Here is a 13,374-nt window from a genome sequence, read left to right as displayed (position 1 = left end):
AGACCGGTATGCCGGTCTGGGGGCTTTTACCAAAGCAAGGGGACATTGTGAGCGCGGCACCTAAACGAAGTTCGTTGCCGGGGTTCGGCCTGAGCATGGGCCTGACCCTGACATGGCTGTCGCTTTTGATTTTGATCCCGCTGGCGGGGTTGTTCGTCAAGACAGCGGATCTCAGCCTCTCGCAATTCCTCGATACCGTCACCAGCAACCGCACATTACACGCGCTCAGGATTTCGTTCGGATTGGCCTTCGCGGCTGCGCTGGTCAATCTGGTCGCTGGCCTGATTATCGTCTGGGCCCTGGTGCGGTACCGGTTTCCCGGTCGCCGGCTGTTTGATGCCATTGTCGATATTCCGTTCGCCCTTCCCACTGCAGTGGCAGGCATCGCGCTGACGACGTTGTTCGCGCAGAACGGATGGCTCGGCGCGCCGCTGGCGTCGCTCGGCATCAAGGTGGCGTTTACGCCGCTCGGAATTTTCCTGGCGATGGTCTTCATTGGCATTCCGTTCGTGGTGCGGACGGTGCAGCCGGTGCTGATCGACCTCGATGTCGAGATCGAAGAGGCCGCGGCCTGTCTCGGTGCCTCCCGCTGGCAAACCATCACCCGCGTCATCATTCCCAGCCTCACGCCGGCCATTCTCACCGGCTTCGCGCTGGCGTTCGCCCGCGCCGTTGGCGAATATGGCTCCGTGATCTTCATCGCCGGCAACCTTCCAAATGTGTCGGAGATTGCGCCGCTCTTGATCGTCATCCGGCTGTCGGAATTCCGCTACGCCGATGCGACAGCGATCGCGGTGGTCATGCTGGTCTTCTCATTCCTGATCATCTTCGTGCTCAATCGGCTGCAGCGCTGGGCGCAGACACGCGCGCTGGCCGTGAGTTGACCTGACATGACCATTACAATTATCAATTCGCCAGTCACCGTGGAGCGCGCCCAGTCCGTGGCACGACAGGACCTGCATACCGAGCCATGGCTCGTGCGCGGCATCATTATCGGTGTCGCAGTGATGTTCCTGACAGTGTTCGTGGTCCTGCCGCTGATTTTGGTATTCTCGGAGGCATTGTCCAAGGGCGTTGGGTTCTATCTGTCGGCCTTGGCAGATTCCGAGGCGCTCTCGGCCATCTGGCTGACGCTGATCACAGCAGTGATCTCGGTCAGCCTCAATCTGGTATTCGGCGTTGCCGCCGCTTGGGCGGTGGCCAAATTCGAATTCAGGGGCAAGACCTTGCTGGTCACCCTGATCGATCTGCCGTTCTCGGTCAGCCCCGTTATCTCCGGTCTGGTATTCGTGCTGCTGTTTGGCGCGCAGGGTTTCTTTGGGCCATGGCTGATGGCGCATGGCATCAACATTCTGTTTGCCGTGCCGGCGATCGTGTTGGCGACCACCTTCGTCACCTTCCCGTTCGTCGCCCGGGAATTGATTCCGCTGATGCAGGAACAGGGGTCGCAGGAGGAAGAGGCTGCGATATCGCTCGGGGCGAGTGGCTGGCGTACCTTCGTTGTGGTGACGCTCCCCAACATCAAATGGGGCCTGCTCTACGGCGTATTGTTGTGCAATGCGCGGGCGATGGGTGAGTTTGGCGCGGTTTCGGTGGTGTCGGGCCACATTCGCGGCGAGACCAACACCATGCCGCTGCTGGTGGAAATCCTGTATAATGAATATCAACTGGTGGCGTCGTTCGCGATCGCGTCATTGCTGGCTCTGCTGGCGCTCTTGACGCTGATCGCAAAGACCATCCTCGAAGGCCAGATTGAAGAAGGACAGCTGCCCCGTGACGATTGAAGTTCGGAATATCGTAAAGCAGTACGGTGCCTTCAAGGCGCTGGATAATGTCGACCTCAGGGTTGCTGATGGCGAGCTGCTCGCGCTGCTCGGACCGTCCGGTTCCGGCAAGACGTCGTTACTGCGAATTATCGCAGGGCTCGATTGGCCGGATTCCGGAGAAGTCTCATTCGATGGTGAAAACGCGCTGGCCCGCGGCGCTGGCGAGCGCCACGTCGGTTTCGTGTTTCAGCACTATGCGCTGTTCCGCCATATGAGCGTGTTCGAGAATGTGGCCTTCGGCCTGCGCGTGCAGCCGCGCGCCGTGCGCAAGAGCGAAGCGCAGATCCGCGCGCGGGTGAAGGAGCTTCTCGATCTCGTGCAGCTCGACTGGCTCGCCAATCGCTATCCCAGCCAGCTCTCGGGCGGCCAGCGGCAGCGTATTGCGCTGGCGCGTGCGCTCGCCATCGAGCCGCGCATTCTGCTGCTCGACGAGCCGTTCGGTGCGCTCGATGCCAAGGTCCGCAAGGAGTTGCGGCAGTGGCTGCGCACGTTGCACGAGGAAATCCACGTCACCTCGATCTTCGTCACGCATGACCAGGAGGAGGCGCTCGAAGTCGCCAATCGCGTCGTGGTGATGGACAAGGGCAAGATCGAACAGATCGGCACGCCTGGCGACGTTTACGATAACCCGGCGACGGCTTTCGTGCACTCATTCATAGGTGAATCGATCGTGCTCCCGGTCGATGTAAGCGACGGCCAGGTGAAGCTCGGCCATCGCCCGCTCAACATCGATGCGGGCAGCGCAAGCGGACCGTCGAAATTGTTTGTTCGTCGTCACGACATGCAGATCGGTCCGCTCGGTGAGGGAGCCCTCGAAGGCACCGTGCGCCGCGTCCGCACCTTCGGCCCGATCCAGCGCGCCGACATCGCGTTGTCTGGCGATGATACGCTGGTGGAGATCGATGCCCCGCGCGACCGTCCGCTCACCACGGGCGATGCGATCAGCCTGCAGCCGCGGCGCTACCGGATCTTTGCCGGGCAGGAGTGACTGGCGCTTTCTAAAAATCCCCTGCGTTCACCTTTCAGCCACGGTTGGTGTGCAACAACGGCCCCTTGATTTGGGGGATTGCCGATGAAGCGGGTGGCTCTGGCCAGTCTGGGATTTCTGTTGCTGGCAGGGTGCGCGGGGACCGTCGATACCGTGCCGGACCAGCCCACCATGTATCTCAGCATGGCCAATGGTGGCGCCAAGCTCGATCCTGTGGCTGCGGCCTCGATGATCTCGCTGTACCGGCAGAACAATGGCCTCGGCCCGGTTGTGGTCGATCCCGCATTAATGGCGTTGGCTGAAGACCAGTCCACCGCCATGGCCAAACGAAACAAGCTCGATCACGATGTGAAGGCACCGCTGGCCAAGCGTCTGAATGCCGGCGGTTATCCGGCGAGCTTGGCCGTCGAGAACGTCTCGGCGGGCTACCATACGATGGCGGAAGCCTTCTCGGGCTGGCGGGACTCGCCACCGCATCGGGCTAATATGCTGAAGTCCGGTGTCACAAAACTGGGCATTGCGGCGATCTATGCTCCCAACACCAAATACAAGGTGTTCTGGACCATGATCCTGGCGTCGACGGATTCCAAATAAGCCTTCCCAGATAGCCGAAGCGTGATGGTGCTCTGCACCATCCCTGATTGACGTCGCCGCAAGGGGGCGCCACGGTATGGTTCCCGTCGCCGACAGGATCGAGTGGTCTCATGGATATGTCCGATCAGCCTCAATCCAGCGCTGCCAGCAAACCCGCCGAAGCCAAGCGCGTCCTGGTGCTGCAAGGGGGCGGCGCGCTTGGCTCCTATCAGGCCGGCGCCTATGAGGCGCTGTGTCATCATGATTTCGAGCCGGAATGGGTGGCTGGCATCTCCATTGGTGCCATCAACGCGGCGATCATCGCGGGCAACGAGCGCGACAAGCGGATCGGCAAGCTCACGGAATTCTGGGAGATGGCGGCATCGCCGGTCCCCTGGAGCCCGATGCTGACGGATGATCGCGCGCGCTCTTATTTCTACGAGGCAGGCGCCGCTGTCATTGCTACATTCGGTGTGCCAGGCTTTTTCGTGCCGCGGATTCCGCCAGCACCACTGTGGCCGCTCGGCAGTCCGCAGTCGCAGAGCTTTTACGACACCGCGCCGCTGAAGGCGACGCTGGAACGGCTGGTCGACTTTGATCGTCTCAACGATTGCAAGACCCGGCTAAGCGTTGGCGCCGTGAGCGTGACCACCGGCAACTTCACTTATTTCGACAACACGCTCTTCAAGAAAGATCGCAAAAGGATCGAGCCCGAGCACATCATGGCCTCCGGTGCGTTGCCGCCGGGGTTTCCCTCGATCGTCATCGATGGCGAGCATTTCTGGGATGGCGGCATCGCCTCAAACACACCGCTGGATTTCGTACTGGATGACGTCACCAGCGATCTGCTGATCTTTCAGGTCGATCTGTTCAGCGCGCGCGGGCCATTGCCGCAGTCGATCCTGGAAGCGCAGGAACGCGAAAAGGACATTCGCTATTCCAGCCGCACCCGCATGAATACCGACAAGAACAAGAAGATCCACAACATCCGCAAGGCGCTGCGTGATCTGATTGGTAAATTGCCGGCAGAACTGAAGCAGGATCCCGGAGTGGCGCTGTTGTCGGAAGCCGCGAAGGAAAATACCGTCACGGTGGTGCATCTGATCTATACGAGCAAGAATTACGAGTCGTCGTCGAAAGACTACAATTTCTCGCGCATTGGCATGGTCGAACACTGGGGCGCCGGCGAGCGCGATGTGTTCCTCTCGATGCGCCACAAGGATTGGTTCGAGCGGCCGCAATTCGATGAATCGATGGTGACCCATGCGCTCACCGCAGACGATTACAATGACCTCCCGCAGCATTTGACGTCCAACAGGAGCAAGTAATGGCTAATCTCACAGGCAAGACCGCCGTCGTCACCGGTTCGACCAGCGGCATCGGCCTCGCTTATGCGCGCGCTTTCGCAAGCGCTGGCGCCAATATCGTCATCAACGGCATGGGCGCGCCTGCTGACATTGAGAAAGAGCGCGCGGCGATTGAGAGCGATTTCAAGGTCAAGGCGATCCATTCGCCAGCGGACATGACCAAGCCGGCCGAAATTGCTGAAATGATCGCGCTCGGCGAGAAGACCTATGGATCGGTCGATATTCTCGTCAACAATGCGGGCATCCAGTTTGTGTCTCCGATCGAGGAATTCCCGATCGAGAAGTGGGATGCGATCATCGCCATCAATCTCTCTTCGGCCTTCCATGGCATCCGCGCCGCCGTGCCCGGCATGAAGAAGCGCGGCTGGGGTCGCATCATCAACACCGCCTCAGCGCATTCGCTGGTCGCCTCGCCATTCAAGTCGGCTTATGTCTCTGCCAAGCACGGCATCGCCGGTCTGACCAAGACCGTGGCGCTGGAAGTCGCGACCCACAAGATCACCTGCAACTGTATCTCGCCCGGCTATGTCTGGACGCCGCTGGTGGAGAAACAGATCCCCGACACCATGAAGGCGCGCGGACTGACCAAAGAGCAGGTCATCAACGACGTTCTGCTCGAAGCGCAGCCGACCAAGGAATTCGTGACCTCCGAGCAGGTCGCGGCCCTGGCACTATTCCTGTGCGGTGACGATGCCGCGCAGATCACCGGCACCAACCTGTCGATCGATGGTGGCTGGACGGCGGAATAAGTTTGCTTCCTGACCTCCTCCTGCTTTGCAGGGGGAGGTCGTTAGGCGCGTTGCTTTCCGAAGGCGAGCACGTGCAGTCCAAGCCGCTGTCGCACGATCCAGAACAGCAGGATCGTCTCGAATGTCAGCGCGATCGACGTTGCCGCCGCCGCGCCATGACCGCCAAATTTCGGCACCAGCACGAGACACAGCACCAGGTTCATCACGAAAGCCGACGCGTAGGCCACGGCGCAAATATGTTGGTGACCGAGCATGTTGAGCAGCCGCTCGACCGGACCGATGGCGGCGCGCACCACGAGGCCGATGGCTGCGATGAACATGATGTCGTAACCGCCAGTGAATTGCGGACCGAACAGCCATAGCAGCGGCTTGCCTAGAGCGAGCAGGATCAGCGTAGCGGCGAGTGACGGCCAGAACGTCCATTTGATCGCGTGGGTGACGTAAGCGGCAAGACGATCCTTGTCGCCGGCCGCGTGATATTCGGTAAAGCGATGCGCCGTTGTCGCCGACATCGCGTAATGAATGAACGACACCAGCGCCAGAGTCTTCACCACAGCGAAGTACACGCCGACTTCGTCGGATGAGACGAACTGTTGCAGCACCAGCACGTCGGTGTAGGACAGCAGCAGATAGAAGCTCTCGACCAGCAGGATCGGCAACGACACTGCGAGCCAGCCGCGATAGTCATAGGCCTTCGGGCCGGGCTCGATATGGGTGTGAAGCCGGCGGTTGAGCACGATCATCTGGCCGATCATCGCAACCCAGACGGCCGCGACGCTGGCCAGCATTGCGATGGTCGCACCAAGCTTAAAGCCCAGTGCGAAGGCGCCGGCGGTGAAGCCGATGATGAGCGCCTGGCGGATGATGAATTGCGGCATCAGGCCGAGGCGCATCCAGTCATGGGAGCGCGCGATACCATCCTGCGTGTTGGCGACGACGAAGGCCGGCAGCGTCAGGCAGCCGAGATAGAGCGGCACCACCGTGTCGGCGTCGATCCACGGCGAGATGAGCTTGACGAGGCCAGCGAGCAGCAGCGAGACCATCACCGAGACGATACCGGTCATCCAGCGGCTGCCGGAGAGGAAGCCGCGCAGCCGTGCGTGATCGCCGCTGGCGCGATACTCCGGGATGATCTTCTGGGCTGAAGCGGCGATGCCGAAATCCATCATCGAGCCGAGCAGCAGTACCCATGTCCAGACATAGACATAGATGCCGTAATCCGACGTGCCCATCCAGCGCGCCAGCAGGATCTGGGAGAAGTAAGCGAGGCCGGCCGAGATCACGCGGATGAGGAAGATAGTGCCGGCGAGGCGGCGCGTCAGCCAGGCTTCGCCTGAGCCGGTGAACAGCGCGCGCAGCCTGGCCTTGAGGCCGGTGGGCGCGGTTGCGGGTGCGGAGTTTGCGTCCATCACGGCCACGACAAGGTCCTCAGCCGCAGGCGTGCGGCAGCGGTCTGGCGTAGCAAGCAGTCGTTAACATCCGGTTGGACGGAGATATACAGGTTGCGCGCAACAGGTCACGCGCCAGCGGTATCAGGGCAGGTTGACGTTGAATTCATAGGCGCGGTCGCTGCCGACCAGCGTCAGTTTCAGGGCCGCGCCATCGGTCGTGGCGCCGGGCGGCACGCCGTCGAGTTCGAAGCTGAAGCGCTTCACGCCCGGCGGGCTCTTGGCCTCGAGTTTGGGGATTGGCAGCGCCCATTCCGGGGTCGGTCCCTCGACGAACAGGTTCGGTTCGCTGCCCTCTGGCGCGACGACGTCGACGAACACATTCTTGCCCTCGCGCTTGAGGTCGCGCACCGTCAGCGGACCTGCGTCGCCCATGGTCGCGGGCTTCGGCACGGTATCGAGCGCCGCGGTCAGCGCGCCGTCTTCAGTGCTGGCCACGCTGGTAAAAGCGAGCTCGGCATTGGCATCGACCGGGATGCAGAGCTTGTCGCAGACCGCGTAATTGATCGCCGCACGGAGAATCACCGGCTTGCCGGGGTCCTTGGCGATCACCCGCATGGGCAGCACCACCTGTTTCACATAGCCCAGCGACAGGCCACCAGCCCCATCCTCGAATTTTTTCGGCGCCGGCCATAGGATGGTGACGGTATCCAGATTCTCCGATTTGGAGAAATCGAAGCGGGGCGGTACCCCGGAATCACCGGGATTCCGCCAATAGGTGTGCCAGCCGGGCTGCAGCAGGATCGCGATGCCTCCCAGCATTACCGGCCCGCTACGCGAGCCTGCCACAAGCCTGATCTGCGAATGACTGTCTATCTGCCAAGGTGAGGTGTCCTCCGCCTGCGCGCTGCAGGTGAGGAGCAGGCCCGCGGCGCAGACAGCGACAATGTGGTGCGGAACAGATGCGGTCATCGGGCGTCCTTACAGGGTGGGCCTGTCATAAAGCCAAACCTGTCTTAAGCTATTGAACTGCTTGTGATCCGGTTTTCGTATGCGTTGCGGAAGGCTGATTGACAGAACCCAGACCCAATATCAGGATAGGCAACGAAATGAGAGCGGTTTGCTGATGGAACCCACTCGCAGGCGCCCCCGGAAAAGCCGCGCGAAATCCAGCGCCGGCGACACTGGCAACTACCTCGACGGGCAGTTGCTGATCGCCATGCCTGTGATGGAAGACGAGCGCTTCGCCCGTTCGGTGATTTACGTCTGCGCGCATTCGTCGGAAGGTGCCATGGGCATCATCGTCAATCGGCCTGCGGGGAGCATCGATTTTCCCGAATTGCTGGTTCAACTGGACATCATTGAAAAGTCCGACAGCATCAAGCTCCCGGAAAGCGCCGAAAGCATGAAAGTGCTGAAGGGCGGTCCGGTCGAGACGGGCCGCGGTTTCGTGCTGCATTCCAGTGATTTTTTCATCAAGGATGCGACATTGCCGATCGACGATGGCGTTTGCCTCACGGCGACCGTGGATATCCTGCGCGCCATCGCCAATGGTGGTGGACCCAAGCACGCGATTCTCGCGCTGGGCTATGCCGGCTGGGCGCCGGGCCAGCTGGAAGACGAAATCCAGGGCAATGGCTGGCTGCATTGCGCGGCTGATGAGGATCTCATCTTCGGCGGCGATGTCGAGGAGAAGTATCTTCGCGCGCTGCAGAAGATCGGGATCGCCCCGGGGATGTTGTCGGCGGAGGCCGGCCACGCCTGACGTCAGGAGCCGGTGGAGCGCAACGGACACGCCACGTTGGTGGAGCCCAGTTGGGCACCTTCGATCTCCACGCAGGGCTGCGACGCATCGATCATCAGGTCATAGGCAGCCAGTGCTTCTGCACGGAACGGCCGACCTTTGATGTGCATCTCCCACACGCCGCCGGGCAACGGCTCCTTCAAACCCGCTCGGATACGATTATCGTATTTGCCGGCAGGCAGGATCGGCAAAGCGAGATCGGCAATCGTGTAGAAGCGGGATCCAGCAGGCAGGAGTGGTGCGACGAAAGCTAGCGGCTTGTCGAGTAACAGATAGGTCGCGGGCTGTGAAAGCCGCGATGAAATCATTGGCGCGTATGGATTTGACCATGGTCGTCGCCACCAGTCGGTTGGCTGCGACCACGCAGCGGTGATCGCTGCAATGATGAAGATCGAGCGGCTTGCGTATTGGCTGACAGGATGCGTGGGGATGGTCGAGCGAAATGCCTTGACGATGCGTACCAGCAACAACACGATTAGTGGCCCGGTCAGCAATTCCAGCGCGACGGCATAGCGCTGGATCGAGAACAAAATCAGCCAGACCGCATAAGACGTGACAAAGAAGATCAGGAGCTGCAAGTCGCGCCTCGAAAAAATAGCGCGCGCATGCTTCATTTGAGCAATGAAGGCGATCGGAAGCAACACGCATAGCATCGCAAAGCGTGCGTCGCGAAACGGTAGCTCCGAGCTGCGGAAATTTCCGACGAGCCAATGAAATGGATAGGCTAGGCCATCCAGAATTCCCTTCGGAATGAACTGCCGATCGAGCAGCGTAATTTCTCGCATTTCCGGCGAGGGAAACAGACTATTTAACAGCGGAAAGAACGGATTGCCGAATTCACGCCACAGCATCAGGCTCCAGACGCCGCCCGTCATGATCGTGCCGATCGCGCCGCCGATGGCGAGGCAGGTCACGGCCACCAGAGGGCGTGTCGCGCCAAGTGCGGCGCCCGCCAGGCCAATTGCGAAGACGATGTTGGTGAGTTTGAAGCCGAGCGCGAGGCCGACCAAAATTCCGGCGACGATGTAACGTATTGGTCGCGGCTCATCGGCCGCCAGCATCAGCGCCAGCCCGGCGATAATCGGGATCGCAGTGAGAATGTCGGAAAAGCTGGTGCCGACTTCCGACAGCGTCATCGGCCCCAGCGCAGCCAGCAGCAACGCAGCGACAATAGTCATCGCGTTGGCTGCGTGCCCGAGCACGATCCGTGACAGCCAGTAGACCAGCGCGAGGTTGAGCCCATGCACCGCGCCCATGGTTATCCCGGCAATAGCCGGCGGCAGCGCGTGACGGAGATAGTACCAGGGGAAGTAGATGATAGGGTTGAAGTGGGTCTGGAAGCCCGGTGGGATTACATCGTGATCGTAACGGCCATTGAGCAATGCCCAGACGTTGTATTCGTGATAATTCTGCCAATCCCAATTGGCATCCTCGCCAGCCCATCCGGCATAGACCGCGCCGATCGCCATCGCGCCCGCCACAACAAAAAACGGCCGAAACCGGTCGTGAGGACGTGGGGCCGCAGCCGCGGCGTCCGCCAGAAATGGCAGTTCATGGGTGGAAATTGACGTCACGATGAGCGATGCAACCACAAATGAATATGGAGCTTGCCTATCGAGTTAATCTTGCCGAATTGCTAAATGCGACTCGCACACCCTTTCCTTGCAGACGGCAAGAGGTCGCAGGTGCGCAGGTATGGTTTACGAGTGGTATCCGGCTCGAGTCAGCTCGCCGCTTCGAGCCTCTCTTCCGTCAGCATGCGCATTGCCGCATCCGCATCCATCGGCTCGCCGAAGGCAAAGCCCTGGGCGTATTCGCAGCCGAGCTGATACATCTCCACCGCATCCGAATCTGTCTCGACGCCTTCAGCGACGACGTCCATGCCGAGATCGTGGGCCATCGCGATGATGGATTTGAGGATCACCGGGCGGGTGCCGCGCGAGGTGGTGCGAACGAAGGACTGGTCGATCTTCAGCGTGTCGAACGGGAAGCGCTGCAGATAGGATAGCGACGAGTGGCCGGTGCCGAAATCGTCGAGCGAAAGACCCGTACCGAGTTCGCGGATCCGGTGCAGCATCTGCGCTGCATGTTCCGGATTTTCCATCACCAGCGATTCCGTGAGTTCGAGCTTCAGCGTGCCGCGCGCGACTGACGAGCGTGACAGCACGGTGCGGATGTCATGCAGGAGGTCGTGGCGCAGCAGTTGCCGCGAGGAGACGTTGACGCTGGCGAAGATCGGTTCGCGCGAGCGCATCGCGCGCTGCCAGATTGCGAGCTGGCGTGCGGTCTGATCCATCACGAACATGCCGAGATCGATGATGAGGCCGATCTCCTCGGCGATCGCGATGAATTCCGACGGCGACATCCGGCCGAGCTTCGGATGATCCCAACGGGCCAGCGCTTCGAAGCCGGCGATGGAGCGATCTTCCAGCCGAACGATGGGCTGATACAGGATGGTGATTTCCTGGCGCTCGATGGCGCGGCGCAGTTCGGATTCGAGCGTCAGGCGATCCGTTTTGCGGGCGCGCATTGCCGGTTTGTAGACGTCGATACGGTCGCCACCGATCCGCTTCGAATGATACATCGCGAGCTCGGCGTCCTTGATGAGCTCGTCGGTCAACGGTACCGCGGGATCAGAGAGCGCTAGGCCTATCGATGCCGTCAGGAAAATTTCGCGGTCGTTGAAGGCAATCGGGGCGCGGATGGTCTTGCGGATGGTCTCGGCGAAGGCGGTGATCTTGGCCGCGTCTTGTTCGGACATCAGGATCAGGCCGAACTGATCGCCGGCGAGGCGGGCCAGCGTGTCCTGCGGCTTGAGGATGCGGGTGAGGCGGCGGGCCAGCGTCAGAAGGATCGAGTCGCCGACGGCGATGCCAACGGAATCGTTGACCTGTTTGAAGCGATCGAGATCGATCACCATGATGGTCGGCCGCATGGTCGGCACAGTCTTGGAGAAATTCGCGACGGCGTTTAGGCGGTCAATGAACAGCTTGCGGTTCGGCAGACCGGTGAGATTGTCGTGCACCGAGTCGTGCAGCATGCGTTCTTCGGCATTCTTCATCTCGGTGACGTCGGTGAGGGTGCCGACCACGCGTGACACTTCGCCGTCGGAGCCGACCACCGGACGCGCCTTCAGCGCAAACCACATGAAGTGACCGTCGGGGGTGCGCAGGCGAAAGTCCTGCACGAGGCGGCCGCGACGCTGGTCGAGCACGCTGTCCAGCGCCGCCCGGAAGCGATCCTGATCGAGCGGGTGGAGCACTTCGAGCCAGCTTGCCGCGGGGCCTTCCAGCGTGCCGCGTTTGAGGCCGAGCAGTGCTTCGGTCTCGGGCGAGGTGAACACTTTGTCGGCGGAGACGTCCCAGTCCCAGATCAGGTCGCCGGAGCCGGTCAGCGCCAGCGCGCGGCGCTCGACGTCCGACACGATGCCATTGGTGGCGCCGCCGCCCGCGAAGGCGTGCTGCATAACCGTGAAGCCGATCAGCATCACGATCAGCACGAGCCCGCCGAGCAGCGCCGGGCCGACGATGTCATTGGTGACACTACCGGCAACGGTCATGCCCGCGGCAACAACCCAGACCACAAGCAGGAACCAGGTCGGGATCAGCAACACCGCGCGGTCGAAGCCATGGGTGGAGAGATAGACGATCAGCGCAAAGCCGGCGAAGGCGATGAGCACCAGCGAGATGCGCGCGATACCTGAGGCGACGGCAGGATCGAACAGCGCCAGACCTACGAGAGAGCCAAGGAAAGCCAGCCAGCCTAGCGTGATGTGCGAGTAGCGGACATGCCATCGACTGAGATTGAGATAAGCAAACAGGAACACCAGCAGCGTTGCCGCCAGGATCGCTTCCCCCGAGGCGCGCCAGACGCGCTCGGCGCCTTGGGACATGTCGAGCACCTTGCCCCAGAAGCCGAAGTCGACACCGATATAGACCAGCACAGCCCAGGCCAGCGCCGCGGCGGCCGGGAACATGATGCTGCCCTTCACGACGAACAGGATCGTCAGCACCAGCGCCAAGAGGCCCGAGATGCCGATGACGATGCCTTGGTACAGCGTGAAGGAGTTGACCTTGTCCTTGTAGGCTTCCGGCTCCCACAGATAGAGCTGCGGCAGCTTGTTGGTGCGCAGTTCGGCGACGAAGGTGATGACAGCGCCGGGGTCGAGGGTGACGCGGAAGATATCGGCGGTGGCGCTATCCTGACGTTCCGGGCGATCCCCGGTTGACGGCGTGATCGTCGCAATGCGCGAGAGGCCAAGATCGGGCCACAAGAGGCCGGACGACACGATGCGATAATGTGGCGCGACGATCAGACGATCGAGCTGATCGTCGGTGTTGTTGGCGAGCGCGAACACCACCCAGTTCTGACCGGCTTCGCGGCCACGCACCTCGATGCGGCGAACGATGCCGTCGGTGCCGGGCGCGGTGGAGACCTGGATGCGGTCGGTGTCGCTATGCTGATATTCGAGGATGCCGGTGAGATCGATTGCGGGCGCATCACCGCGGACGCTGACAGCGTCAACAGCCTGTGCCGGTGCTGCGGCAACAACAATCATTAGGCCGAGCGCGAGCGGCGCGAGCCACCTGATCAAACGCAATGTCATTCTCCGCGATCAACAAAACATCGACCCTGCGTCACGCAGAAGCAGGGCCATTTCCCGACGCGCGATAAATGAC

11 protein-coding genes are annotated in these 13,374 nt (G+C 61.3%); 7 read left to right on the top strand and 4 right to left on the bottom strand.

What is annotated here, in order from left to right; genetic code table 11:
• The first annotated feature begins 8 nt into the window (after window positions 1-8).
• The 6 genes from cysT to AB7828_RS13430 all read left to right on the top strand — a co-directional run bounded on the left by cysT (window position 9) and on the right by AB7828_RS13430 (window position 5,503).
• Window positions 9-884 (top strand): sulfate ABC transporter permease subunit CysT, encoded by an 876-nt coding sequence (cysT, locus tag AB7828_RS13455; RefSeq protein ID WP_441230397.1) that lies wholly within the window; start codon window positions 9-11, stop codon window positions 882-884.
• Window positions 885-890: 6 nt separating this feature from the next.
• Complete coding sequence (cysW, locus tag AB7828_RS13450; RefSeq protein ID WP_093756815.1) at window positions 891-1,784, top strand: sulfate ABC transporter permease subunit CysW; 894 nt, start codon at window positions 891-893, stop codon at window positions 1,782-1,784.
• Complete coding sequence (locus AB7828_RS13445; RefSeq protein WP_089265416.1) at window positions 1,774-2,814, top strand: sulfate/molybdate ABC transporter ATP-binding protein; 1,041 nt, start codon at window positions 1,774-1,776, stop codon at window positions 2,812-2,814. The genes cysW and AB7828_RS13445 overlap by 11 nt, the downstream gene beginning before the upstream one ends.
• A gap of 84 nt (window positions 2,815-2,898) precedes the next feature.
• Window positions 2,899-3,408, top strand: coding sequence for a CAP domain-containing protein (locus AB7828_RS13440; RefSeq protein ID WP_093756814.1), 510 nt, complete (start codon window positions 2,899-2,901; stop codon window positions 3,406-3,408).
• Between the two features lie 110 nt (window positions 3,409-3,518).
• A complete protein-coding gene (locus tag AB7828_RS13435) occupies window positions 3,519-4,715 on the top strand; it encodes a DUF3734 domain-containing protein (protein ID WP_441230396.1) in 1,197 nt (398 codons plus the stop codon).
• Complete coding sequence (locus tag AB7828_RS13430; protein WP_089265413.1) at window positions 4,715-5,503, top strand: 3-hydroxybutyrate dehydrogenase; 789 nt, start codon at window positions 4,715-4,717, stop codon at window positions 5,501-5,503. The genes AB7828_RS13435 and AB7828_RS13430 overlap by 1 nt, the downstream gene beginning before the upstream one ends.
• Window positions 5,504-5,544: 41 nt before the next feature.
• Here the strand turns inward: AB7828_RS13430 and AB7828_RS13425 are convergent, their stop codons facing one another.
• Both AB7828_RS13425 and AB7828_RS13420 read right to left on the bottom strand, forming a co-directional pair.
• Entirely contained in the window at window positions 5,545-6,921 is a 1,377-nt protein-coding gene (locus AB7828_RS13425; protein WP_441230395.1) for a flippase, read from the bottom strand.
• A gap of 114 nt (window positions 6,922-7,035) precedes the next feature.
• Window positions 7,036-7,863, bottom strand: coding sequence for a protein-disulfide reductase DsbD domain-containing protein (locus AB7828_RS13420; protein ID WP_441230394.1), 828 nt, complete (start codon window positions 7,861-7,863; stop codon window positions 7,036-7,038).
• Window positions 7,864-8,017: 154 nt separating this feature from the next.
• Here AB7828_RS13420 and AB7828_RS13415 point away from each other — a divergent pair, with 154 nt between their 5' ends.
• A complete protein-coding gene (locus AB7828_RS13415; RefSeq protein ID WP_093756809.1) occupies window positions 8,018-8,656 on the top strand; it encodes a YqgE/AlgH family protein in 639 nt (212 codons plus the stop codon).
• A 2-nt stretch (window positions 8,657-8,658) separates the two neighbouring features.
• Here AB7828_RS13415 and AB7828_RS13410 read toward each other — a convergent pair whose 3' ends face one another.
• Entirely contained in the window at window positions 8,659-10,269 is a 1,611-nt protein-coding gene (locus tag AB7828_RS13410) for a hypothetical protein (protein ID WP_441230393.1), read from the bottom strand.
• 149 nt (window positions 10,270-10,418) lie between these two features.
• On the bottom strand, window positions 10,419-13,295 hold the full coding sequence (locus AB7828_RS13405) for an EAL domain-containing protein (protein WP_170849563.1): 2,877 nt from the start codon (window positions 13,293-13,295) through the stop codon (window positions 10,419-10,421).
• Between the last annotated feature and the right edge of the window lie 79 nt (window positions 13,296-13,374).

This window comes from Tardiphaga sp. 215_C5_N2_1 (genome assembly GCF_052076055.1).
Taxonomy (GTDB): domain Bacteria; phylum Pseudomonadota; class Alphaproteobacteria; order Rhizobiales; family Xanthobacteraceae; genus Tardiphaga; species Tardiphaga robiniae.
This window is presented reverse-complemented; position numbering and strand designations above follow the sequence as displayed.

Excerpts from the sequence above, each read along its gene's own strand:
- cysT (WP_441230397.1), top strand. The coding sequence starts at position 9 with ATGCCGGTCTGGGGGCTTTTACCAAAGCAAGGGGACATTGTGAGCGCG.
- cysW (WP_093756815.1), top strand. The coding sequence starts at position 891 with ATGACCATTACAATTATCAATTCGCCAGTCACCGTGGAGCGCGCCCAG.
- AB7828_RS13440 (WP_093756814.1), top strand. The coding sequence starts at position 2,899 with ATGAAGCGGGTGGCTCTGGCCAGTCTGGGATTTCTGTTGCTGGCAGGG.
- AB7828_RS13435 (WP_441230396.1), top strand. The coding sequence starts at position 3,519 with ATGGATATGTCCGATCAGCCTCAATCCAGCGCTGCCAGCAAACCCGCC.
- AB7828_RS13430 (WP_089265413.1), top strand. The coding sequence starts at position 4,715 with ATGGCTAATCTCACAGGCAAGACCGCCGTCGTCACCGGTTCGACCAGC.
- AB7828_RS13420 (WP_441230394.1), bottom strand. The coding sequence starts at position 7,863 with ATGACCGCATCTGTTCCGCACCACATTGTCGCTGTCTGCGCCGCGGGC.
- AB7828_RS13415 (WP_093756809.1), top strand. The coding sequence starts at position 8,018 with ATGGAACCCACTCGCAGGCGCCCCCGGAAAAGCCGCGCGAAATCCAGC.